Annotated in this window: 14 protein-coding genes and 1 pseudogene; 7 read left to right on the top strand and 8 right to left on the bottom strand. The window is 56.2% G+C overall.

From position 1 onward, the window contains the following. Window positions 1–684: a GntR family transcriptional regulator gene (locus MKD50_RS00835; RefSeq protein WP_111517480.1), complete on the bottom strand. Its 684-nt coding sequence runs from the start codon at window positions 682–684 to the stop codon at window positions 1–3. Between the two features lie 178 nt (window positions 685–862). Between MKD50_RS00835 and ilvC the strand changes: the two genes are divergently transcribed. The 3 genes from ilvC to MKD50_RS00820 all read left to right on the top strand — a co-directional run bounded on the left by ilvC (window position 863) and on the right by MKD50_RS00820 (window position 4,635). Next, window positions 863–1,879 (top strand): ketol-acid reductoisomerase, encoded by a 1,017-nt coding sequence (ilvC, locus tag MKD50_RS00830; protein WP_252666078.1) that lies wholly within the window; start codon window positions 863–865, stop codon window positions 1,877–1,879. A 131-nt stretch (window positions 1,880–2,010) separates the two neighbouring features. Further along, complete coding sequence (locus tag MKD50_RS00825) at window positions 2,011–3,570, top strand: Rieske 2Fe-2S domain-containing protein (protein ID WP_111517010.1); 1,560 nt, start codon at window positions 2,011–2,013, stop codon at window positions 3,568–3,570. A gap of 72 nt (window positions 3,571–3,642) precedes the next feature. After that, window positions 3,643–4,635 (top strand): PDR/VanB family oxidoreductase, encoded by a 993-nt coding sequence (locus tag MKD50_RS00820; protein WP_111517009.1) that lies wholly within the window; start codon window positions 3,643–3,645, stop codon window positions 4,633–4,635. Between the two features lie 449 nt (window positions 4,636–5,084). Here MKD50_RS00820 and MKD50_RS00815 read toward each other — a convergent pair whose 3' ends face one another. The 3 genes from MKD50_RS00815 to MKD50_RS00805 form a co-directional block, all read right to left on the bottom strand. Further along, window positions 5,085–8,510 carry an adenylate/guanylate cyclase domain-containing protein gene (locus MKD50_RS00815; RefSeq protein ID WP_111517479.1) on the bottom strand — a complete coding sequence of 1,142 codons (3,426 nt, stop codon included), beginning with the start codon at window positions 8,508–8,510 and terminating at the stop codon, window positions 5,085–5,087. Window positions 8,511–8,546: 36 nt separating this feature from the next. Continuing rightward, window positions 8,547–8,696, bottom strand: a complete 150-nt coding sequence (locus MKD50_RS00810) for a hypothetical protein (protein ID WP_181461134.1) — start codon at window positions 8,694–8,696, stop codon at window positions 8,547–8,549. A 129-nt stretch (window positions 8,697–8,825) separates the two neighbouring features. Further along, a complete protein-coding gene (locus MKD50_RS00805) occupies window positions 8,826–10,955 on the bottom strand; it encodes a DUF6351 family protein (protein ID WP_256503244.1) in 2,130 nt (709 codons plus the stop codon). Window positions 10,956–12,275: 1,320 nt separating this feature from the next. Between MKD50_RS00805 and MKD50_RS00800 the strand changes: the two genes are divergently transcribed. The 4 genes from MKD50_RS00800 to MKD50_RS00785 all read left to right on the top strand — a co-directional run bounded on the left by MKD50_RS00800 (window position 12,276) and on the right by MKD50_RS00785 (window position 18,007). Then, the gene (locus tag MKD50_RS00800) at window positions 12,276–14,474 is read left to right on the top strand and encodes a DUF6351 family protein (protein ID WP_252666076.1); all 2,199 of its coding nucleotides are present in this window, start codon (window positions 12,276–12,278) and stop codon (window positions 14,472–14,474) included. A gap of 208 nt (window positions 14,475–14,682) precedes the next feature. Next, a complete protein-coding gene (locus MKD50_RS00795; protein ID WP_252666075.1) occupies window positions 14,683–15,315 on the top strand; it encodes a Crp/Fnr family transcriptional regulator in 633 nt (210 codons plus the stop codon). Between the two features lie 222 nt (window positions 15,316–15,537). Next, window positions 15,538–16,845 carry a GDSL-type esterase/lipase family protein gene (locus MKD50_RS00790; RefSeq protein WP_111517006.1) on the top strand — a complete coding sequence of 436 codons (1,308 nt, stop codon included), beginning with the start codon at window positions 15,538–15,540 and terminating at the stop codon, window positions 16,843–16,845. Between the two features lie 220 nt (window positions 16,846–17,065). Then, window positions 17,066–18,007, top strand: coding sequence for a helix-turn-helix domain-containing protein (locus MKD50_RS00785; protein ID WP_252666074.1), 942 nt, complete (start codon window positions 17,066–17,068; stop codon window positions 18,005–18,007). 1,496 nt (window positions 18,008–19,503) lie between these two features. Here MKD50_RS00785 and MKD50_RS00780 read toward each other — a convergent pair. The 4 genes and pseudogenes from MKD50_RS00780 to MKD50_RS00765 form a co-directional block, all read right to left on the bottom strand. After that, window positions 19,504–20,330: pseudogene (locus MKD50_RS00780) on the bottom strand (Bug family tripartite tricarboxylate transporter substrate binding protein). A 554-nt stretch (window positions 20,331–20,884) separates the two neighbouring features. After that, window positions 20,885–22,384: an amino acid permease gene (locus MKD50_RS00775; RefSeq protein WP_111517004.1), complete on the bottom strand. Its 1,500-nt coding sequence runs from the start codon at window positions 22,382–22,384 to the stop codon at window positions 20,885–20,887. 689 nt (window positions 22,385–23,073) lie between these two features. Next, window positions 23,074–24,180 carry an alkene reductase gene (locus tag MKD50_RS00770; RefSeq protein WP_252666073.1) on the bottom strand — a complete coding sequence of 369 codons (1,107 nt, stop codon included), beginning with the start codon at window positions 24,178–24,180 and terminating at the stop codon, window positions 23,074–23,076. 73 nt (window positions 24,181–24,253) lie between these two features. Then, window positions 24,254–24,808, bottom strand: a complete 555-nt coding sequence (locus MKD50_RS00765) for an OsmC family protein (protein ID WP_111517002.1) — start codon at window positions 24,806–24,808, stop codon at window positions 24,254–24,256. Window positions 24,809–24,820 lie beyond the last annotated feature (12 nt).

Genomic DNA, 24,820 nt, shown 5'->3' with positions numbered 1-24,820 from the left:
CTACGCCGTCTGGCGAGTATCACTGAAGTACTCGTCCAGACGGCTAATTAGATTTTCCCTCGCGCGCGTAGTATGCAGTTCGGTCAACTCGGCCGCGCGCGCGCTATCGCCTGAGGCGATGGCCTCAGCAATGGCTTCGTGCTCGTCCCATATCGACTTGCGCTGTTGAGCCGAAGATTGAAGCACAGCGCCCATTGCTCGACGCAGATGAACCCAGTAGGTTTGCGCGTTCTGCTCAAGCAGCGGATTGCCCGTCGCCCTGTAGATGGCGTGATGGAACGCCATATCCGCGTCGATCATCGCCTTCACATCCTCGCCTTGCGCCGCACGACGCCCATCCGAAATGAGCTTGGGGTCCACCTTGAAATGGCGCTTTGCGGCCAGTCTGGCGGCCAGCGCATCGAGCGAGCCTCGAATTTCATAGAGGTGGCCAATCGATTCGGCGTCCAGAGGCGCAACCAAGACCCCTCGACCCGGCGCGTCCTGAACAAAGCCGTCCTTCTTCAAGATCCTAATCGCCTGGATCACCGGCGAACGCGATACCTGCATCTGTTCAGCGATCTCCTCCTGTGTGAGTCGCGTCCCAGGCGCCAACGTGCCATCACTGATGGCATCAAGAAGCATCTTGTACACCTCATCTACGTAATCAGGACGGGCTTGGATTTTCGGAAAGGTTGCTGACATGGCTTGCTGCCTCTGCATTCTGTATTCAGATAATTTTGGTCCACTCGTCCACTCATTGCAATGACTGTCTAGGGGCTTAAATTAGGACCTTGACTTTCGCGGGGGACGATCTAACAATATGAACTCTGAATACAGAGTTCAGCGTTCAAAGTGTACCGAACCGGCAGAGGAGCCTCGAATGAAAGTTTTTTATGACAAAGATGCCAATACGTCTCTTTTACGTGACCGGCGAGTCGCGGTGATCGGATATGGGTCCCAAGGTCATGCACATGCTCTCAACCTGAAAGACAGCGGCGTCGACGTGGTGGTCGGAGTGCGCGAGGGTGGCGAGTCCTGGCGTAAGGCGGCAGCAGCAGGCTTGAAAGTCGCGACCGTCGAAAAGGCGGCGTCTAGCGCTGACCTGGTCATCCTGCTCATCCCTGACGAGACGATTGCTCGGGTGTATCGCGAAGCGGTAGAGCCGTCGATGCGACAAGGCGCGACGTTGGCCTTCGCCCACGGCTTTAACATCCACTATGGACAAGTCGTACCGCGCAGTGATCTCGATGTCATTATGATTGCGCCGAAAGCCCCAGGTCATACTGTCCGTTCAACGTACACCGGCGGCGGCGGGGTTCCAGCGCTCATCGCGGTGGCTCAAGATAAGTCAGGGAGCGCCCGGGACGTTGCGTTGGCCTATGCTTCGGCGATTGGATGCGGGCGGTCAGGGGTGATTGAGACAGACTTCCGCGAAGAGACGGAAACTGACCTTTTCGGCGAGCAAGCGGTACTTTGCGGCGGAACTGTGGAGCTCATCAAGGCAGGCTTCGACACGCTAGTGGAAGCTGGCTATGCCCCCGAGATGGCGTACTTCGAATGCCTTCACGAGTTGAAGCTAATCGTCGACCTAATCTACGAAGGCGGCATCGGCACGATGAACTACGGCATTTCCAACAACGCTGAGTTCGGCGAGTACCTGACCGGGCCTCGCATCGTCACGGACGACACACGTGCTGCAATGAAAGCCACTCTGCACGCCATTCAATCGGGCGAGTATGCAAAGGCCTTCATCCTGGAAAGCCAAGCTGGCGGCCCCACGCTGCAATCCCGTCGACGCCTTACGGCCGCCCATCCCATTGAAATCGTCGGCGCAAAGCTGCGAGCGATGATGCCTTGGATTGGTCAGTCCGCGCTGGTGGATCGTGCTAAGAACTAGTCACAAAGCACCGAATCCCTGAGGTAAACCCCCACTTACAAGGCCAAATTGACACCCTAAACTCTGTATACAGAGTTCCGAAGTCAGTAGACAGATTTCAAAGATAGCCATATCCCCATAGGAGACTCACGATGACTACCACTCCTTTCGACAAGAACGACCCGTCCCGCGCTTCTGCCGGCAGTGTCAGCAGCGCAGCCGCTACCCCCAAGAAGCTGATTCCGTACGGCGGCTACTACACGAACCGTGTGCCTGACCACGATCCGGAACTGACCGAGACGGGGCCGGGTACGCCAATGGGCGAATACATGCGCCGCTTCTGGCATCCGGTCTGCATGTCCATGGAACTGACCGATACGCCCCGCTTTTTGAAGATCCTCAACGAGGAACTGGTCGCATTTCGCGACGGCAGCGGCCGCGTCGGCGTGCTGCATGCGCATTGCTGTCACCGCGGCGCGTCGCTCGAATATGGCGCGATCCAGGAACGCGGCATCAAATGCTGCTACCACGGCATGGTGTTCGATGTCGACGGTGCCTGCCTGCATGTGCCCTTCCCCGCAGGTGAGGAGAAGGAAGCCGAGAAGTATGCCTGCTCGATCCGCCAAGGCGCATACAAGGCCATCGAGCGCAACGGCCTGGTGTTCGCCTACATGGGCCCGCCGGACGAAGAGCCGCCGTTCCCGGAATGGGAGCAAGATTTCACCGTGCTGCCTAGCGACGAACTGGTGGCATACAGCAACTTCCAGCACTGCAACTGGCTCCAGGTGCAGGACAACGCAGCCGACAACTTCCACCCGACGGCACTGCATGCAGCGAAGAACGTAGTGGGCGGCAAGTTCCAAAGCACGACCTTCGATGAGGTCGGCGCCGCATCAATGGAAGTCGCACCCGACATGCAATTCATACCGGTCCACGGCGGCCGTGGCTTGGCCTGCGCCGGTGCGCGCCGCGTGGACAAGGACAAGATGTTTTTGCGCATCCAGCACCAGGTGCTACCCAATCTCAGCCTGCACGCGTACACGTCGGAAGACGGCTCGCAGAAGAAACTGTTCAGCCGGTTCCACATCATTCGCTGGACGGTGCCCGTCGACGACGAGAACAGCAAGATGATCGGCTGGCGCGTAATGGGGCCGGGTATCGACACGCGCGGCGTGGGCGACAAGCGCCTGGTCGGCTACGAGAGCATTGACTTCCTCGATGGCCAGGTTGCCATGCGCCGCCCTGAACGCTTCGGCAAGTACACGCTCGAGGACATGCCGCCGATTCCGTCGAACCACCGCGAACGCGAGAACTACAAGAACGCGCAGTACGCCCCCGGCGACTACGAAGCCATCATCAGCCAACGCCCGATCGCCGTGCACTCGCTGGAGAACCCGACCAAGTTTGACGCCGGCTTGTTCGCCTTCCGCAAGATGCTGCGCGACGCCGTACGCGGCACCAATGCTGCCGCCGCAGCACAGGGTTTCGCGGAATGGCTGCGCGAGGTCAACGGCGCGCCGAATAGCTACTGCTCGGGCAATGTCTTCGAGCTGCCGGAGGCCGACACCATGGAGCAGGAAGTGGCTAATCGGCGCCTGCTGGCTCGCAAGGCTGTCGCCATCCTGACCGAGGCCGACAGGCTGTCCGGCGAGGCCCGCGCGGCGTACGTCAAGGAAAAATTCGACGAACTGGAGCAAAGCCTCAAGGGCTGACCCCACGCCGCAATGAATTGCCGGGCGGCACGCAACCGCCCGGCAGATGTACCTGGAGACGCGAGGTTCTACATGAACGCCCCCACCAATGAGCGCGAAGCGCTGACTCATCTTGAACTGGTCCTACGGCAGGTTCGCATGGAAGCTGCCGGGATCAACTCCTACGAATTCGTCGATCCCGAAGGAAACGAGCTGCCAGCATTCACGCCCGGCGCCCACATCGACGTTCACATCGCCCCAGGCGTCATCCGGCAGTACTCGCTGTGCAACAGTCCGGAAGAACGCCATCGCTATGTCGTCGCTGTCCTGCGAGATGAATCGGGGCGCGGCGGATCCCGGGGAATGCACGAAACCCTCCGTGTTCCGAACCGGGTCAGGGTCAGCGTCCCGCGCAACAACTTCCGGCTGTCCGACGACGCATCGAAGATCATCCTGCTCGCCGGTGGAATCGGTGTGACCCCGCTCAAATCCATGGTGCACCAACTCGAGGCCGAATCGAAGAATTACGAGCTTCACTACTGCGCGAAGGGACCAGAATTCGCGGCGTTCCAGAGTGAACTGGAAGGCATGGCGAAGACAGGTAAGGTTCACTGCCATTTCGATGGCGGCGACCCCGCCAAGGGTCTGAATATCGCCCAATTGCTGCAAACCCCTCAGGTCGGCACCCACGTCTACTACTGCGGGCCGGGTGGCTTCATGGAAGCCTGCAAGCAGGCGACTGCCCACTGGCCTGCGGATGCTGTGCACTGCGAGCACTTCAAGGCGCCGATACAGAAAGTGCCTGCTGAAAGTTCCGGCACAGACGAAGGCTACATCGTCGAGTTAGCTGCTTCAGGGCGAAAACTGACCGTCTTGCCGGACCAAAATCTGGCAGAAGTTCTTCAGCAAGCCGGCGCGCCTGTAGAAACGTCCTGCGCTTCTGGATTGTGCGGGACATGCAAGGTTCGCCACTTATCTGGCCAGATCGACCACCAGGATTTCATCCTTGACGAGAACGAACGGCAGAGTTTTATGACGCCTTGCGTGTCGCGAGGCTGCGGCGGAACGCTCGTGTTGGACCTGTAGATGGCAAGACAACCGGAGTCGGACCCATGCATCACGATTGTCGTCCACTCGCATTGATCGTATTGCTCAGCGGTCTGGCTTCGACCGGAGCTTTTCCTAATGACAACGTACTGACGAAGGCAGCGGCGTCCGTGCAAGCGGCTGTCGTCCGATCCATTGACAATCGGTTGAGGACGTGTGGGGCGGAACAGTGCTCGCGCCTGTTGCTCCTGAAGGAGGGCTTGCTTTCCACGCGATGCCAGCCGCGCTTACCGACAATCGTGCTGTCGACCTCGCTCATGACCGCGTGGGCAGACACCCCAGTCGTGTCTTGCGCTGACTAGAAAATAGCGGAGTGACCCGCTTCCCGGTCGGGCAGCCAGGAACCAATTGCCTGGTCCCGCGCAGCGAGTTGCCACGCATTGCCGCTGTCGCCATAGCGTACGTCGCCCTGGACTAGAAATCCTCCCTTACGTCAGGCTTTCCAGCAGCGCCTTTACCTCCTGCCAGTCCGCAGTATCGAATCCCTCGGTGAACACGCCGTGAATCCCAGCCAGCATGCGGCGCGCATCGTCCGTCTTACCCTCTCGCTGCCATAGGCGGGCCAAGCTCAGCGAGGCGCGCAACTCTAGCGAGCTGGCCCCCTGCTCATGAGCAATCGCCACTGCTTTACGCAAACAATCTTCCGCCTCTTGATCCTTGGCGAGCGCTCCATGAGAAGTTGACTGCAAAAGCAGTTCACCCTTGAGATGATGCAACATCGATTGAGCGTACCGCTCTTGCTTGGACTCTGCCAGTGCTTGTGCCTCAGTCAGAGTGGCAAGCCCAGCTTCCGGGTTCCCGGATAGCCCGTAGACCTCCGCCAGCAAACCTAAGAGCCGGGACTGTCCCAGTGCAGCGCCAGTGGCTTTACTGTCCACGATGCCTTCCTGTATCCGGGCAATTCCCTCAACCGGATTGCCTTCTACTGCCAGGGCCCAGCCGCGTAAGATAGCTCCCCACGCTAGATATAGTGGAAATCCTTGCTCGCTAGAGAGGGCGATGGCTGCATCAGCATACTCCCGCACCTGTTGGGTCTCACGCCGGAACTGGTGCAATTCGGCCGCGAAAAGCAGGCTCAGTGCAAGGCTGAAGGGTTCCGAGCATTTCTTGGCCAGTGCCAGAGCCTCCTCGTTGCGCTGGCGGGATTGGTCCGGAAAGCCCAGAAACCAAAGAATCCAACCTAGCGCGCTCAACGCATGGATCGCTGGGAGGCGACCGTAGCCGAGCAGGAAATCACGCACGTACGCATCGGGACGATGAAGGGAGAGCACTTGCTCCATATGCGTGCGCGCTTCGCCGAACCGACCAAGGCGCAACATGCTTGCCGCGGCGGTGCGATGCGCCTCTGCCAAATGCTCCGATCTTTTCGAGCGCTGCGCGAGTTTGAGCAAGCGCTCGGCGAGGTTGAGTGCCGTTCCGTACTGCCCATGAATTTGATAAAAGGACCACAAGCCCAGCTGCGCTGAGAACAGTTCCGGAGTTTCACCGCCCTGCTCGCATAGGACAAGCGCGCGCTTGTAGGTCGACTCCACTTCAGCTGATGCCTGCCCGCGCGCCGCCATCCAGGCTGGGCCCAGTGTTAGCAGCAAGATGAGTTCTTCGCGTGCCCGCTCCTGCGAATCAGGAGTGGATTTGAGAATCTCGAGGGCTGTACTGAGATGGCGGATGGCTTCGAGGTGCGCCGAACGCTCCAAGGCCTGTTGAGCCGCCAGGTGGAGGTACTCAATCGCCTTCGGTACATTGCCGCTCTTGCTGTAATGGTGAGCCAACTCGCTGCAATAGTCTTTCTGGCGGCCCGGATACAGCGCCTCGATGGCCTGGGCCGTCCGCTCATGCAGCATGCTGCGCTGTCCCGTCAGCAAGGAATTGCCTGCAACCTCCTGGGTCAAGGCATGCTTAAACGAATACTCCACCTCGGGTAAAGCTGGACACTCGAAAATGAAATCCCCTTGCTGCAGATTGCCCAGCAGAGCGCGCAATTCCTCCTCCGGCAGAGCCATGACACGCCGGATCAGGCTAAGCGGAAACTCCTTACCAATGACCGCAAGCGTCTGGAGCAATTCCTTCTGCGCAACCGGAAGCCGATCGATACGGGCAGCAAGCACCCCCTGTACGGTCGTCGGAATATGTAGGTCCAACGGAGCCTTCTCAATCCGGTAGCCGCCGGACTGGCCGAGCAGGACATTTTCCTCAACTAGCGTCTGGACCACCTCCTCCATAAAAAATGGGTTGCCTTCCGTCTTAGACAAAATCAGCGATGTCAGAGGAGCGAGGGAGGTATGGTTGCCCAGCAGTCCCGTTAGCAGGCCCTGCGCTTCGGGCTGCCCTAACGGCTCCAGATGAAGTTGGGTGTAATACCGCTTGCCGCTCCAATCATGCACGTACTCCGGGCGATAATTAATCAGCAGCAGGATTCTGGCTTCCGGCACATATTCAATGAGGATGCTGAGGAACGCTTCGGTCTCGCTGTCCAGCCATTGCAAGTCTTCGAACAAGACCATAAGTGGCTGGTTCTGGCTTTCCCGCACCAGCAGGCGTGCGATGGCTTCGAAGGTACGTTGGCGCCGGATCGCCGAGTCCATAGTGGACAGTCCCGATCCAGGTTCGCTGAAGCCAAGCAGGTAAAGCAGGTAGGGCAAATGCTCCGCCAGGGTGCGATCCAGTATCATCAGCCTGCCAGCGACCTTTTCGCGGCTCTGGCGCGCATCATCCTGCATCGTTATCTGAAAGTAGTTCCTCAGGAGATTGACAAGAGGTAGGTAAGGAAACGCCTTGCCATGCGAGACCGAGAAGGTTTCGAGCACCATGCAGCCTTGCTGCGAACACAATTTGAACTCGTGGAACAGGCGCGATTTACCAACGCCCGCCTCGCCAAGCACGCCGACAATCTGCCCTCGCCCTACCTTAGTTAGGATATAGGCGTCCTGCAGTCGCGTCAGTTCGGCCTGGCGGCCGACAAACTTGGCCAGGCCGCGATGCGCTGCCACTTGCAGGCGTGTTCGCAATGGACCGAGCCCGAGCACCTCGTACACCGCAAGCGGCTCCCGGAGTCCTTTAACGTTGGTGGTTCCGAGATCCTTGAACTCGAAATATCCCTTGGTTAGCTTGTACGTCGATTCACTGACTAGGATCGAAGATGGCATGGCGACGCTTTCCATGCGCGACGCGATATGAATGGTGTTCCCCACCGGGTCATAGTCGGTGTGCAGATTGTCCCGGCGTATGGACCGCACCACCACTTCACCAGTATGGACTCCGACCCGAATCTGGAGCGGTACACCCTGTTCCATGCGGACCCGGTCGCCATGGCGACGCATCGCTTCTTGCATGTGCAGCGCACCATAAATGGCTCGCATGGGGTGATCTTCATGCGCAATGGGGGCGCCGAACAGCGCCAGGATGCCATCGCCAAGCAGCTTCGCGACATAACCCTCATAGTGGTGCACGGCGTCCATCATCAGGCACACCACGGGGTCAATCAGTCCGCGCGCCTCCTCTGGGTCGAGATCCTGGATTAATGCTGTCGAGCCAGCCATATCCGCAAACAGCGCGGTAATTGTCTTGCGTTCGCCAGCTGAGGCTCCCCTGGCTTCCATGGCTGCCCATTCGGCAAGAATGCGCTCGGCCAAATGGGGTGGCGTGTACAGGACAGGCGCAGCAATAGCGACGTGCGAGACCGGTGCAACGGGACGTGCAACAGGTTCGGGCAATGGAAGGCCACATGCGCTGCAGAACTTTGCGGCGGAACTCGACTCAGCGCCGCATTGAGGGCAGGCCTGCGAAATTCTGTTCCCGCATTCCTCGCAGAACTTTGCGTGCGCGGAATTTTCATGACCGCAACTTGCGCAGCGCATATCGCCCTCTGACCACATTCACCTGCCACGCCCCCATTAGAGGCGCAATTCAGCTATATCGCAAGGCAAATTGCAGCCGGCCTGGACGGGAGAGACGCCCAAGGTGATCTGCTTTATCAAAAGCGCCTGATGTGCATCAACCGCAACTTGGGCGGTGAGCGCCTCAACTTCGACGTTCCAGTCCACGAGCGCACTGCATCGCCCCGCCGTGGCCACAGTGATCGCAGCTTAGGAATGACGGCCTTCCGAGTCTCCAAGCGCGCCTGGCCGCCTAACGTTGGCTGCGGCCAGGCTTCCAGGACGAGCAATCGGACTTTACTGAAGCTGTTCCGCTACTCCTGCGCTTGGATATGTAAGCCAAGTTCCTTTCAACGGCTTGCTACCAACGCTCGCACGCCCGTAGTCACAGACTCCAGTAGGGAACACCGCTTTGAGTCTCGCAAGCTGGCTTGCAGAAAGGCCCGGGTAGTCCGAAGCGTTGACCGGCACTAGCTGACATTTGAGTACGTCGTCTGTCAACGGCCCACCTGCCACCATGCGTGGATTCAGATAGAAAGGCATGATCTGCCCACACTGCCCTCCATTGTTCGGGTCCGCGGTCTCAGCAATTTGGGTACCTTCCGACGTAAAGCAGGCGTCAGTTAGTCCTCCGGGCTTATTGGCAACAACTCTTTGGGCCGCAGTGGCGTAGACACGCGTGTCATTCTTCATCGCCATGAGCCATTGATCCATCTTCTGCAAGACGTAGCCTTCACCGTCCAGCGGGGTTGCGGACGACCCAGGCGGCGGAGCGGCAGAGCTGAACCGCAGAATCACATGATTTTTCGCGTTGCCGCGCTCCCGCATCAATCGTGCACGTGTACTGAGAGAGCGGATGCTGTCATGGACATTCGCGCTAGTACCAGGGTCGCTACGTTGGTCGATAATTGGAATATCTCCAAGGTTTTCAGCACTATTTATACGGCCAAATTCATAAAGATTGTTAAGCGCAATCGGACTAGCGGAGGAACGTGCCCCTTGCAATTCTCCATCGCTGGTAAATCCGCCAACCATTTCATTCAAAGTCACGAACTGTTCAGCGGAAATATGACCCGCTTTAAAAACCTTCAGACCGTACTGCACACCGACATTATCGTACCCCCTCGCGGCATATCCTGTCCCGGAATCCACGCCGACAAGATTCTTGATACCTGAATACAGATCACAACGAACCCCACTCGGATTTGCTATGGGATCATATCCGTCAGCCGAAGAAATCTCCAAAGGACATTGATTATAATCCAGCACCGCACCTAAATAATTCCCCAATGGCTTTTCATTCTTCCTTGCAACAAGCCAATCCGGAGTATATGTGCCCATCCATTGTTTACATGTGTCCCAAGTATTATACCCAGACACTTCCTGCTTCTGCTGATCAGTCCATACCAAATTGCTCGAAGTAAATGCACGATCTAGCAACGTGCAATCCGCCACATTTGGAACAATCGAATGAAGATCGGAAAATGAAGCGGCGGGCGTAATGCCATCCAGAATTCCTGGATAGTTGTTAGCGATCAGATGCTGTTGCATAGACCCGCCTGACGCTCCCCAGCCCATGGTGTAGATAGGAGCGCCAAACCTCTTTATAAACGCCTCTTTTACCATTGAGGCTGTCTCTGCCGAGAGAACGTCGTTAGCGTTATTACCAAACTTGGTAAGGGTGGAACCAAGCACAGCGAAACCAGCTGCGAGCTTCTTCTCTTCGGAAGTTAGTGGTCCTGCCACTGTGTCCGATGCGTTCCCTATATCGTACCCTTGTCTGTAGCCGGCCGAGGCACTACCGCCAAACACGAACACGAGCTTACGGTTCCAACCTTGGTACTGAGCCTCGGGACTCGGCATGGCGTCCTTTTGGGGATCATGGAGAACTGAGAACTGATAGATCGCGCGGTTTAGCGTACCCGTTTCTACACGTACAATGAAGTTGACCGTTTTACCTTCTGTTGTGGTCGTCGTAGCAAGATCATCAGGATAGCTCGCTGTCGATAGAAGCGCCTTGAAAGTGCGGGTCACCGTCGACTTGTAGATATAACTGATGTTTGTTGGCGCATTGCAAAACACGTCTTGTGCCGGGCCTAGCGTAGTACCGTTCTTGAGATTGAATTTCTGTGTTTCACAAATCCATGGCATCTGATGAGGTCCAGAGATGATTGGACCGTTCCGGTCATGATTTCGGAGAACAAGAGTTGTCTGACCTCGGCCGAAGGAAATGAGCATCCTGTTCTCGCCAACCGCGAACCCACTAACAAGTCCCACTAGCCTTCCGTCTGACGTTGGCTTAAATGCCGAAGTTACATCTGTACTGCCCAGCATCACCTTGAGGTCGCCTGCGGCACCTGTCGGCTTGCTCACGGAAATAACTGCGGACCCACCACTAACCATGTCTGGTCGGCTTGATACAACCATCGCCGTTGGGACCTGGACCGGGGAATCATCGGAACTCCCGCCACATCCAGCGAGCGATACCGACGTCAGCGTGAATACCATCAATCTGACTCTCAAGCTCTTCATGTCTCCCTCCTATGAAACTATTTATTATTTATGTTTCACACCATCAATGAATTTGCCACTGGGATAAATTGCGAAGCGCCGTAGACAACACAAATGCGATTAATGCACAACTATGTAGACTTACTCACCATGCCGCCCCACGCGTTCGTCTAGCTCATAGGCTCTTGCGAAACAGCCCAATCGCCCGATACGCGTTCAACTGTAAGTTGATTCGCGAGCCAAGATTGGTACCAAACTGACAGTCTCGCGTGGGGTTAACCCTTGCTAGCGAGCAGCGCGTATATGTAGACAATGCCTACCGCCACTGGCCAATTGTCTTCACTGGGAAGCCTTAGCACATCCGAGCACGCATAGCGCGTATATCCGGTTCCGATGGAAACTTGTACGCGTTCCTTCACCTATTCAAGCGGCACACTGCCATCACCGCTCACACGCGTCTCGATGCAGCGAAGGACATGCTTGTCAAAGGCCAGTGCAGCGTGACGGCGGTCGCGATGTCTTCCGGCTTCAACAATTGAGCCACTTTTCGAAGGCATTTAAGTGCCACTGGGAATGACGCCTTCTGCCGTGCTTCTACTCTTGTGCTAGTTGTGCAGGAAAGCAGGCAGAAGAGACTGTGGCATGTGACCTCGGGGCTGTTGCGCTGCAAGGTGCTTCTTTTGGCATGTCTGAACGAGCCCGCTCACAAATAGTCCTCGACACCGTTGGGCATGCGCATGGCGCTCCTGCAATTCCATCTTCTTCACGCCATCCCCGACAGCCAAACGGCAGCCTGGTGTAGCCCCAATTATTCGCCTCAGCCAGCCGCTCACAGCGGTGTTGCCGGTAGGGAATATCCCTCGTTTTTTCCATGGCTACGCGCGAAGCTTACATGGAACTTACAGTTGCCGAAAATCAGAAGCCAGCATTCCGAATGCTAACTAGTATTTCCCGACGGGTTGAAGCTCGGACTTGGTTCAACATAACAGCGTCCCTAGGGTAAATCCCCAGCCCGAAATGTCCCTCCATGGACCGTCAGAACCACCACGAGACTCTATGGTTCTGGCGGTACGTGAAGGTGTGGATCAAGCCGTGATGAAGGCACCGATGGTGTGTTGCCCTGCACAACAGTGCACTGTCTGTCCATTGGCGATCTTCGACTCGGCGGTGCCGTCCAACCATCATCTACAGCGAAACGAGATGCCTATTACTAAACCTATCGTCCTGAGCGCGCTAATGACAACCCTGTTGCTCCATGGCTGCGGCGGAGACGACGACAGCGTTGCTAAAGAGCCAACGGACGCTCAGCTCAGCGTACTATCGAGTCGCCCCGACATGGTGAGCGGTGGATCGGCCCTAGTTTCCATTGCGCTTCCTTCCGGGGTAACTCTGGAGCGGGTGAAGGTTCTGCGCGGAAGCACCGACGTCACCAAGAATTTCAAGCCGTCCGGTTCGTCGCTGGTTGGCCTTGTCAGCGACTTGCAGCTGGGTGAAAACAAAGTGAGCGTGTCTATCGACGACCGTCCCAAAGGTCAGCTGAGGATTCTTAACTATTCCCGTAACGGACCGATCATCTCCGGACCGCAGCAGACTCCTTGGCTCTGCGAAACCGAGAAGTTCAAGCTTCCCGATGGCACGACGATGGGCCAGGCACAAGACGAGTTCTGCAACGCGCCCACCAAGGTATCGTACATCTACATGCCAGAAGGTGGGCAAGCCTACAAGCCACTCCCCTCTTTGGGCACATTGCCAGCGGACATGTCAAAGACCACGACATCCGACGGAAGGACTGTGAACTATATCGTTCGGGTGGAAACAGGCACTGTGAACCGCGCCATCTATCAATACGCCATACTTTTTGACCCGACGACTGAGGCAGAGCCCACGCCGACCGCGCAGTACAAGGGGTGGAACGGCAAAATGGTCTATGTGTACGGGGGCAGCGCCGCATCCGGTTACCACCAGGGAGACTTGATATCTTCGTCCCCGACGGACATCCTCACAGAGAAAGACAAGCTCTCCAAGGGATTTGCGGTCGTGACCTCCACCTTGAATATTTTCGGAGTCATGGCGAACGACGTGGTGTCAGCGGAAACCACATCCATGGTGAAGGAATTATTCATCAAGAAGTTCGGCCCGGTGAAATATACGATTGGCACTGGCGGCTCGGGCGGGTCCATGCAGGTCCATCTTATCGCCAACAACTACCCTGGACTTTTAGATGGCATTGCACCAGCTGCGAGTTTTCCGGACAACCACTCCATGGTTCATCCGGCGATAGACTGTGCGGTACTGGCGCGGGCAGTCAACGAATCCGGAGTGGCTTGGAGCGATGCTCAGAAAACCGCCGTTGCCGGCTTCAATACGTGGAATACCTGTAACAGCCCAGCGGGGGCATGGACGAACAATTTCGCACCAATGTGGTTGCAAGCTACGCGCAGCTCCATCCCTCTTTTCCCGTGGCAGGACGGCTTCCTCGACGTAAACAATTGCAGCCTGGCTCTGCCGGTGGAGTGGATCTACGATCCCGTCACCAACCCCGGGGGACTTCGCTGCGACTTGTATCAAGCTATCCGCAACCAGGTTGGGATTGATCCTGCGACCGGACAGCCCGCGCGTGCCTACGACAACATTGGTGTGCAGTACGGGCTGAACGCATATAAGGCGGGGACGATCTCGGCGGACCAGTTCCTCGTGCTGAATGAGAAAGCGGGGGGCTACGACAATGACGGACTGCCGACCCGCGCTCGAACTGCGGCTAGCCAGATGGCACTCAAGAATCTTTTCCAGTACGGAAGGATTACCAGTGGTCAGAACCTCGGCAGTATCCCGATTGTCGACAGCCGAACAGACCCCGGTCTCAGACCAGATGTGCATGACAGCGTGAGATCCATGGCGATGCGTGCGCGCTTGGTTCGCGCGAACGGCAGCGCGGGCAACCACGTCATCTTGAGACGCAATGGCATGCCGTTGCCGCCCGGATCTGGAAGCAGCACTAGCATGGACTCGTTCCTGATGCTCGACCAATGGGTGTCCAATATCAAGAGCGACACGAAGGAATACTCCAGCCCACTGGCCAAAGTGACCGCAAACAAGCCGCCGGAACTCAATGACACGTGTCAGGACCCTTCGGGAGCGTTGATCACGGAAACCGCCGACGTCAACAACTCCGGACGTTGCGGCGCGGTGATGCCGTTCTACGGAGATCCTCGCATCGCCGCAGGCGCTCCTCTGACCGGAGACGTTCTGAAGTGCCATCTCAAGCCGATTCGGGATGAAGACTACGCTGGGATGAGGGGCGATCAACTGGCGCGCCTGCGCAGCATCTTCCCGCAGGGAGTATGTGACTACTCATTGCCCAGCGTTGGTGCCGAGGACTTGCTGGGGACCTGGTTGGCCTACCCGTCGGCGGGAACTGCGAAGCCCCTGAACTGAATCTACGCCTGACAAACAGAGGCCCCGGATTCGCCAGATCCTGGGGCTTCTGATATCGACGGCTGCGCAGCGCACAACCTCCGGTTCGTCCCGAAAGCCTCATCATGCAACAGCGAACAAGCTTGACCAGAACATCACAATGAGGAATCGTCAAAAAACTAGCGCCCGCGACTTCCTAGCATGCACGCCATGGGTGGAGGCTATTCCGTTGAGCGCCCGATCCCGCATTTTCGAAGACGCCTACGAAGCAACCTTCCTTCCGGGAGAGATCGTCGCAAGAAAAGGGGAAGCAGCACTATCCTGGATTGGCGTCATGGAGGGCCTCCTCAAGCTGAGCGACGTTCGACCTTCCGGAAAGCTCATAATGTTTGCTGGCATACCGCCAGGTGACTGGATTGGGGAAGGGACTCTTTTTAAAAAAGAGTTGCGGCGCTATGACGTCGTTTCGGTCTGTCAAACACGAACAGTAAATCTTCCTGCTTCCACATTTCGCTGGCTCCTAGATACCTCCATCGAGTTTACGCTCGTTGTAATGGCGCGGCTGAATGAGCGTCTGGCGCGCTTTATTGAGATGATGGAGATTGACCGCATGGATGATCCTGTCGCCCGGGTGGCCAGGACGATTGGGGCCTTCTATAACCCGATTCTTAGTCCAAGCCTCAATCCCGCTTTGACCCTCTCTCAGTCAGAATTAGGTGAACTGATAGGCGTTTCTCGTCAAACCATCGGCTCCGCTCTCAAACAGTTACAGACCCAGGGGCTTGTCCACGTCTGCTACGGTAAAACAGTCGTATTGCAACCCCACGCCCTGCGCGACTATGAAGAGCGGGAAGCGGAGTAAGTCCCCTCTTCCAGCGCCATTGCGGCAGGGCCTTATGCTGCGGTTGCAGCACCCCAACTCGCCTCTGCGTGAGCGCCAATCCTCCATCTGCATCAGGGTTTTCCCGCGCAGTTTTCCATTTCCACCTGACCTGCTTACACGAAGCTTACAACGCCACCAGACGTAAAATCAGTGGGTCTCCGTATCCAGTACAAAGTGAGTACAACTATAGAGGAGACGACCATGCGTAAGTTCTGTATCGCCTTTTCACTAGCCATTGCGGCTGTCCTCTCGGGCTGTGGTGGAGGCGACAACGACACTCCACCATCCTCTGCGTCGCCGCCGACACAGACTTCAACATTTGAGGTTGCTGCCTTTGTCGCGCCTCAAAGCGATCTTCTTGAGGAAACTGGTTTCGCGGGCTTAACACCAAGCTTTCCCCAGTTCAAGGAACAAACCATTCGACAAGTTGCGCATCTATCCACAGGCGGCAGCGCACTGAAGATCAAGTTTTCGAACTTGTTCGGTGTAGAACCGCTGACTTTAGATAAGGTCCACATTGCGCGCAATCTTGGGAATGGCAACATAGATGCTTCGACAGATAAGGCGCTGACATTCTCCGGCAGTCAATCAGTGACAATTGCTCCCGGGTCTGAGGTTTACAGCGACGTGATCGCGTATCCAACAGCAGCCTTTACGGACATTTCCGTAAGCATCTACATGAAGAGTGCAACCGTACGAACCGCCAGAAGGTTTTCAACGACAACGACCTACCTCGGAACAGGCGACCTTACTTCGTCTGCCGCGATGCCAAGCGCTACGAAGCTCAGCTCAATCTACTACATGTCGCAAGTTTCGGTGGTCCGAGACAGCAAGGTCAACGTCATTGTGGCAATGGGTGATTCCATTACCGAAGGAGGTGGCAGCACTACAGATGCATATAACTCATGGCCTGATCAGCTAGCAAGGATTGCAAACTCTCGTTTCGAAGTTGCAGTTGTCAATGCTGGCTTAGGTGGTAATCGCTGGGTGAAGGATGGCCTAGGCCAGTGCGGACTTTGCAGGCTGGACCGTGATGTGCTGTCTGTCCCAGGCGTTACCCACGTCATCCTATCGCTAGGCGTCAACGACATTGGACTTGGGTACTACTACTCGAATACCTTCAAGGATCCGAGTCAGTTGGTCACTGCCAAACAGATTACTGACAACATCCAAGCCGCAGTGGACAAGGCCAAGGCTAAGGGTATCAAGGTGTTCCTCGGCACGATTACGCCATTCAAAGGCACCTACTATTACACCTCTGGGCAGCCTGGCGAGGTTCCCTTCGGCGCAACAGTTCCCTATAACGGCGAGCAGGTTCGTCAGGACGTTAATGCGTTCATTCGTGCAAACAAGACAATTGACGGGTTCATCGATTTCGACAAGGTCATGCAAGATCCTTCAGATCCACAAAAGGCCCTGACCGCGTGGACGTTTGATGGCACGCTGCATCCGAACGACGTAGGGTACGCACATATGGCGCAAGCAGTTGATGTCGAAACGCTTCGCTAGGCTTGACCGAAGCCGCTGATACTTCCGGCTGCATCTCGAAAATGGGAGACAGCCGGAAGGAGAGTCGCACCGACAACTGGATCCGCGGCACCTGGATGAGAACCCCTCTGCACAATTGTTGTTTTCCCCTTGACGTTTTATCGATGAGGGAGGAGGCTGCACACCCAGAAGATGCTGACCCGGCAGAACGAAGATCCACCGGGCATTGAGGGAGATATGCATGGAGGTGCAAACAGAGTTCCCGGAGGGGTGGTTGCAACTAGCCCAACCCTCTCGGTGGGATGGATTACATATCAATCACTTAGTAGCGCCAAGCTACGAAGGTGAGTTCCAAACGTCCACGGTAATCGTCTCGTTCATCAAGAAGGCAGCGCGCTCCTCCGAAGCCCCCTCTATATCAGGCCGTTGGAAGGAACTCGGGATCACTTCCGGGACGATTTGCTCTTTGCCATTTCACTATGGAGACAAGATAAGGACAGAAGGAAACGTTGAGGCGATCAATTTGTTTGTTGATTTTTATTGGTTGAAGAGCTGCCTTAATGACAGCCTGGATCTTTTCGACAGGCCACTTTATGGCATGCACGATAAGGTTTCTCAATGTTTGATAGAAGACATATACAAGGACAATCAATCCGGGACACCAAATGGCCTTATCTATTCCGAATCTTTGGCATTAGCCTTGCTGCATCGACTAAACGCGAAATCGCTGCAGAGGCCTGTGGATATCAGAGTTCAGCGAGAACAGCGGATCATCGGCATTGCCATCGACTATATCCATACGAACTTGCATGAATCTCTAGCATTGGCCGATATTGCTCGAGCGGCGGGCTACGAAGGCGATCTCTTCGCATTCCTTCGACTTATGAGGCGACACACAGGCAAGCCACCTCATCGCTACATTTTGGATACTCGCCTCGAAGTAGCAAAAAAGATGCTATTAGGAGGCAAGCATAGTGTCACTGACGTAGCGATGTCTTGTGGCTTCGGTAATATGAGCCACTTCTCCACCGCTTTCAAACGCCATTGGGGCGTGACTCCGTCTTCATTACTTCGAACGCCTTCCCATTTGTGGCCGGCCAATCTCGTCATGTTCTCCAAAGAGCCAGACATCTTCGGAGCGAACGACGGGAAACGCCCTATAGAGCAGGGGAAAGCCGGCTAGCTTCTGCCGCAGGAAGCCTCAACCTGAGTACACTACGCGGACAAAGCTCGAGAGAATGCGCACCCCGGCTGCGTCAAATTCGACCAGCGTCAAGAGGACTCCTTTTTGCCGAACCTCGGCCGCATTCACCGGCCATTGCACATGACGGAATCCTGTATGTCTCCAAGCCAACTGCCACTCGACCCGGTCAGCGGCACCATCGCCGGTGAAGACGCAGCAACGCAGATCACAGTGCCTGGCGAACTGCGCTGCAGCATACTCACATGCTTCTACGGGAGCGTCTGGCTCCTTAACCCTTGGTGATCACTGAGGTGATGGCAGGCAGAACCGAGATGATGGTGCTTGGAGAAGCACCGCTATCCGACACATCCGAAGTGTGAGGAACCGAGCGTAGGGTGTGACGCACAACGAGGTCGCCGCTCTTGCCCGATGTACCCTCCATTAGCGAGATAGTGCCGGGATACGACGTATCAAACTACTTTGGACTTTGGGGAACAGCAGGTATCAGCCTGAGCTCACAAGGCGCATTGCTGGCCTATTCGCCGACGCGGCGAAGTCGGAAAAGGCGCGGGACGCCTTCTATTCAGTGAGTGGCACTGCTGTCCGCACGTCGACACCTCTGGAACTGGCGGAATACCAACGGCACGAGGCACAGAACCTACAGGCGCATGATCCGTGCGGCAGGAATTGTTCCGGAATAGCCTACTTCATAGCGTGGCGGGGGCGTCGGCTTGAAATTGAGCCCGCGCCAGCGAGCTAGTAACGTATTGAGAGCGGCCTGCCACAGCAGGCAAATCACCTTATATTTTTTCCACCGTGTGATGGCCGCCGATATAGCTAATGAATCTAAGCCATCCCACCTTTACGGAGATATACGATATTGTCACACGTCGGCCGGGGCGACCGACGGGAGGGCCGCCCTTTCCATTGAAAGGCTTCGGTGGTGACCGCCTCGTTGGTCGGCTAGATTACGGCAGCGACGGGGGGAGACCGGTCTCTGCGGGGGAAGAGTTGAGACGACCGGCACGCGGGCGAAGATAGCGCGTGACTTGAAAAGACTGTCGGAAGCATCCAGGTTCCGGATGCCAGAAGGAGCCTCGCTTGAGCGTGTAGGGGCCTTCGGCTGTCCCTAGCATATATAAAGTGAGAATATGCTTACTAAGAAAACCTAAACATATCCTTACGTAAGCATATGTATTTGGTTATTCCTGAGCCTATGCTTAGGTTTCCATAGGTATTGGGAATAACCCAATACTCCTTAGCACAGATTGCTCCGTCAGTTGAGCATACGTGGACGTGCACATGGACCGCTTCGCGGTCGGGCAGCCAGGAAGGACGGTACGGATGCAAGCCATTCCTGCTCGGTACACCTCCAGCAAGTTGTCCGTTGCGGCGGGGGCTGGAGACTGGAGCCCAAGGCCTCACAATAGGTCGGCAGAGGGGTTGCGTACATCATGGCAACCCCACCGCATGAGCGCCGTTCCCTACGAAAGGCGTCAGTCGAGCTTAATGCCCGCATCGTCGACGACCTTCTTCCACTTTCCGGTCTCGTTTTTGATGAACGTGGAGAGGCTTTCCGGCGAACCGCCGGCAGGCTCCAGTCCCATCTCAGTCAGCTTTGCCCTCGTTTCTTTTTCCTGCAGGATGCCATCAATCTCCCGATTCAGCTTTGCGATGACATCTTTAGGCGTGCCGGCAGGCGCTACAAACGCTGACCAGAAAATCATCTCGAAGCCTGGCACGCCGGATTCGGCTACCGTGGGAAGATCCGGATACTCTGCGGAACGCTTTGCTGTGGTAATTGCCAGCGCCCTCAGCTTGCCTGCCTTCACCAGCGGCATCGCCTCGGGTACTAGGGCCATCATGACTCGGACTTGGCCAGCCATCAGATCCTGTAGTGCAGGCGCGCCCCCTTTGTACGCCACATGAGTGGTGTCGATATGCATCACTCTTTTGTACAACTCCATGCCGAGATGACTTGGTGTTCCGTTTCCTGCAGAGGCATAACCCTCTGTTCCAGGCCGGCTTTTCAAGTACTTCAGTAGCTCCGGCATAGACTGCGCTGGAACGTTTGGATTCACAACAATCACGCTCGGGATCGTTGCGGCAAGCGTAATTGGCGCGAAATCCTTTTGGGGGCGTAAGCCAGCTTGCTGTACAAGCTCGGATTGACCGACAGTCCCGTCATGGTGGAGAGAAAGATGGTGTAGCCATCAGGTGCCGATTTAGCGACGAAGCTCGCAGCGATTGCTTCGCTGGCGCCAGGCCTGTTGTCGACCACCACTGGTTGGCCAAACTTTACGGATAGCTTTTGACCGACCATCCGTGCGACGGCATCTGTCGAGCCGCCAGCAGGATAAGGCACAACGAGGCGAATCGGTTTGGTGGGATAGTCGGCTGCATACGATGCTGCCATCGTTGAGACCAGTGCGGTACAGGCGACGAGGCAGGAAACAGTGAACTTCATCTGAATTGCTCCAAAGAAACCCGCCCTGAGGGCGGGCAGAGACAGGAGTGCCCCCGGCAGTAGGCAATCCCAATTTCTACAACTACGTGACGCAACTGCTCTGCTCGTTGAAGCGGTTCCAAGATCAGAGGCGTTTGCCCATCTTCACGACTCCCTGGTCCATTTCGCCCACTGCCAAGCGTTCCTGGCTCACTTGTCCGAGGCGGCCAAGTTTCTGCAGCACGGTCAGCAAACCCGCTCTCGTCACCTTCTGCGCTGCGCGCCGGCGCGAACCGACTTAACGGGGCTCACGACTCAGCGGCTGGGATGCGCAGTTGGTGCACCACCTCGGTCAGGTCTTCGCCGCCTAAACACACGGATCCGCGACAAGAACGTTGATCTATCTGCACATATCACTCTGCACATTGTGATCAATTTTCCACCTGAGAGCCTTGCGCATAGGTTGATATACGGAATCGCTCTTTCGATCCTGTCGCCTTTCGTCCGGCAAGGCGCCAGCCAAGTGCCAAGCCAATAGCGAGTACCGGAATCATTGCGAACGTAATCGTCCCATTCGGATAGTCCAAAGCCATCAATAGCAGCACGACTGCGAGGAACACCAAGGTAAGCCACGACGTGAATGGCGCGCCAGGCATCCGAAACGAAACATCACGCATCTCGCCGCGATTCACTGCGCGCCGGAAGAGAATCTGGCAAAGGACGATTGACGCCCACGTCGTAATGATGCCGATGGCAGCAATATTGAGGACAATCTCAAATGCTCGCTCTGGAACGATATAGTTCAGAGGGACGCCAATCGCAATGAGGCAGATCGTCACCACAATGCCGCCATAAGGTACGCCGCGGGCGTTCATCCTGGCGACGTATTGAGGAGCTGACCCACCCATGGCAAGGGACCGCAACACACGCCCAGTGGAGTACAAGCCAGCATTGAGATTAGACAACGCAGCTGTGAGCACAACAACGTTCATAATGCTGTCGACATGCGGGATTCCCAGCTTGCTGAAGAACGTCACGAACGGGCTTTCATGCGCACTATATGCAGTCCAAGGGAGCAGAGTGATCAGCAGCAGGATCGATCCAACGTAAAACAGTGCGATCCGCCACATAACGCTATTGATGGCTTTAGGCAACACCTTACGGGCATTTTCGGTTTCACCTGCTGCGACCCCAACAAGCTCAATGCTGGCATACGCGAATACCACACCCTGAACAATCAGGACGGCGGGAAGAACCCCATGCGGAAAGATGCCGCCATTGGTCGCGATGAGTTGCAGTCCCGGAGTATGTCCGTCAATAGACTGTCCACTGGCGAGAAAGAATGTTCCAACAACCAAGAACAACACGATTGCGCCGACCTTGATAACGGAGAACCAAAACTCCATTTCGCCGAACAGTTTCACTCCGATCATGTTAATGACCGACACAACTGCGAGTGCTCCTAGCGCAATTGCCCACTGAGGTGCGTCGGAGAAGATTGTCCAGTACTTCAAATAGATTGCAATAGCCGTGCTGTCAGCGATGCCCGTTGCCGCCCACGCCAAATAGTACATCCAGCCTGTGACAAATGAAGCGCGCTCGCCCATGAACTCACGCGTATAGGAAGCGAAGCTCCCACTTGTCGGCCGGTGCATGACCAACTCACCAAGTGCTCGCATAATAAAGAACGCAAAGACGCCACATACGAGATAGGCGAGTGCCAAAGCGGGCCCCGCACTTTGCAATCTGCCGCCAGCACCCAGGAACAAACCAGTCCCAATTGCGCCCCCCATCGCGATCATTTGCACGTGCCTGGGTTTTAGCTTCTTTTCATAACCTGCTTCGTGAGAAGCCAGCCAGCTTTCCTTCCCGGGATTGCCGTCGCTTTGTGTTTTGGCAGCGGGGGCTGCTCTGTCGTTAAACCTCTCCACTTATATTCCTCCTCTGATTTACGTGCTTATTAAGTACTTCCAATGACGTAGAGCGGAACTGCATCTCTTTTTACGCACGTCTACTTACCCACCAGTAAGGCGGCTAGCGTTGCGAAGCTCGCTGCGAGCGAGGGTTCCCTTCAACCAAAACTAAAGTTTGCAACGGTAGTTGGCGCGGCCACGTCGCGCCCTGCATCCCTTAGTGGCAACCGGAAGTCCAATGTTTTCAGCATAGCCTACTTACTAGTTGGTAAGCAGTCAATCCGGGGTAACACCGATCTGGCGCCCCATGCCAGGAAGATATGCTCCAAGCATCCGTCCACGGTGTGGAAATGGGTGCAATGCTTGCGCTAGTCGCAGTGGCCATGGGGTGCACAGCGCTCCCCGAATCGATGAGAAAAATTGCGCCAGTAGTCTCAAGCTACTTTGCAAAAAAAAAGGGCTAGTAGGTTTCCCCTACTAGCCCGTACACCGCTCTTTCGCAGAGAGCAAAAATGCGCATAGCAGCCGCGAACGCAGCAGACGCTGCACTCGTGGGATAGCCATGAAGCAACCACACCGGTGGTCGTCTGCACGCAAGATCTTATGAGTGGCAGTCACCGCGACTTCGAAGTCGCGGCACATGTCTGCATCAGGCCACGGACCGTCAACGCCTCCCATGCATGCTTACGTCGCAAGTAACGTTTCCGTTATACAGTTTCACGCTCGTAGCGCGGATAGTCGGTATATCCCTTCGCTCCGATGACGCCATAGAACGTGGATCGATCGCTTTCTGCAAGCGACCAGCCGTGTTTCATGCGTTCGACCAGGTCCGGGTTAGCAATGTACGCAGTTCCGAACGCAACAAGGTCCAACTCGCCCTTCTCCAACTCCGCATCGGCGATTTCGCGATTGAATCCGCCAGCGGCAATCAGCGTGCCTTGATAAGCTTCGCGGAACTTAGCCCCAAAGCCGGCCGGCACATCCGCAGCAGTAATGGTGGGCTGATAGTTCAGATGCACGTATGCCAGTTCTCGCACATTGAGTTCGGCCGCGACACTCATCCACGCTTCCTCTTCGTCGGCATAGGCCCCCAAATCGTAGAGTCGTCCAAACGGCGAGAAGCGAACGCCGACCTTTTCACCGCCAATTGCGGCAGCAAGGGCGTCCACTGTTTCCAGCAGGAAGCGTTGGCGATTCGCAAGAGAGCCACCATACTCATCCGTCCGCGTGTTCAGCTCACTGCTGAGGAATTGGTCAAACAGGAAGCCATTCGCTGCCATGAGCTCGACTCCATCGAACCCTGCCTCCATCGCGCGCAACGCAGATGAAACGAAGTCCATCGAGACACGCCGGACCTCTTCAGTAGTCAGTGCTCGCGGAACACTAGGCGCGACGGGGCCGGCCTCGCCGGTTTCTGACCATGCGTAGACGGTTGTATTCGTAGCGGGGACTGTGCCCGAGGACACCGGAGCGGCATTGCCGGGTTGAATGGAAACATGAGACATCCGACCAACGTGCCACAACTGCGCGAAGATTTTGCCGCCATTCTCATGCACAGCAGCGGTGACCTTGCGCCAGGCCTGAGTCTGTTCGTCAGTGTAAAGCCCTGGCGTATACAGGTAACCACGGCCTTCATCAGAAATCGGCATCCCCTCTGTAATGATCAGGCCAGCCGATGCTCGCTGGGCGTAATAGAGGGCCGTGAGTTCATTTGGAACGTTATCGGTCGTTCTGGTCCGCGTCATCGGGGCCATGACCACCCGATTGGCCAATGAGATGCCGGACAGATTGTATGGAGTAAACAGAGTGTTCATTACGTTCTACGATAAGGAGTTGAGCGCCGAGGAGTCGACTTCGACGTGACAGAGGAAAGATGCGATTGCCAGGCTACGCCTCACGAATCTCCAGCGTGGGAACCATGCGGATGGCCTTGGAGAAGTTAGCCAGGTTCACCGACGTTTTGGTTACGATGTCATGCAGCTTCTCCACTTGTTCGCGCGACGCGTCAGTGTGCAACCGCACGGCGTAGCTCACTTCGTCGTAGCCAGGATTAACGGTTTCGTCCAGGCCGAGGAAGCCACGCAAGTCCAGTTCGCCGTCGGTTTCGATTTCCAGGCTATGGACCGTGATCCCCATCGCTGCAGCGTTGACAACGTAGCCCACCGAGAGGCAAGCGTTGAGCGCAGCCATGAGCAGTTCCTGAGGATTCGGAGCGGAGTTTTGCCCGAGCAATTCAGTGGGTTCATCTGCGGCAATTTCGAAATGCCGCTGGTGTTCGACCCCACCCAGGGAATAGTGGCTAACAGTCGCCACGCTACGAGTCTGGTGCTCCCATTTCGTCTTGACGTTGAAGCGGGCGCTTCGCTTTGAAATATCTTCGGCCACACCTTTTGCAAATTGGCTCAAAGCTGCAACGTCGATACCATTCGGTTTATCATTCATTGGATGAGTTCC

It is taken from the genome of Cupriavidus mimosae, assembly GCF_023952485.1.
GTDB lineage: Bacteria > Pseudomonadota > Gammaproteobacteria > Burkholderiales > Burkholderiaceae > Cupriavidus > Cupriavidus taiwanensis_C.
Note: the sequence above shows the minus strand (reverse complement) of the source record. Positions and strands in the feature narration are given on the sequence as shown.

Excerpts from the sequence above, each read along its gene's own strand:
- MKD50_RS00800 (WP_252666076.1), top strand. The coding sequence starts at position 12,276 with ATGACAACCCTGTTGCTCCATGGCTGCGGCGGAGACGACGACAGCGTT.
- MKD50_RS00835 (WP_111517480.1), bottom strand. The coding sequence starts at position 684 with ATGTCAGCAACCTTTCCGAAAATCCAAGCCCGTCCTGATTACGTAGAT.
- MKD50_RS00815 (WP_111517479.1), bottom strand. The coding sequence starts at position 8,510 with ATGCGCTGCGCAAGTTGCGGTCATGAAAATTCCGCGCACGCAAAGTTC.
- MKD50_RS00825 (WP_111517010.1), top strand. The coding sequence starts at position 2,011 with ATGACTACCACTCCTTTCGACAAGAACGACCCGTCCCGCGCTTCTGCC.
- MKD50_RS00805 (WP_256503244.1), bottom strand. The coding sequence starts at position 10,955 with ATGGTTGTATCAAGCCGACCAGACATGGTTAGTGGTGGGTCCGCAGTT.
- MKD50_RS00765 (WP_111517002.1), bottom strand. The coding sequence starts at position 24,808 with ATGAATGATAAACCGAATGGTATCGACGTTGCAGCTTTGAGCCAATTT.
- MKD50_RS00820 (WP_111517009.1), top strand. The coding sequence starts at position 3,643 with ATGAACGCCCCCACCAATGAGCGCGAAGCGCTGACTCATCTTGAACTG.
- MKD50_RS00785 (WP_252666074.1), top strand. The coding sequence starts at position 17,066 with ATGGAGGTGCAAACAGAGTTCCCGGAGGGGTGGTTGCAACTAGCCCAA.
- MKD50_RS00790 (WP_111517006.1), top strand. The coding sequence starts at position 15,538 with ATGCGTAAGTTCTGTATCGCCTTTTCACTAGCCATTGCGGCTGTCCTC.
- ilvC (WP_252666078.1), top strand. The coding sequence starts at position 863 with ATGAAAGTTTTTTATGACAAAGATGCCAATACGTCTCTTTTACGTGAC.
- MKD50_RS00770 (WP_252666073.1), bottom strand. The coding sequence starts at position 24,180 with ATGAACACTCTGTTTACTCCATACAATCTGTCCGGCATCTCATTGGCC.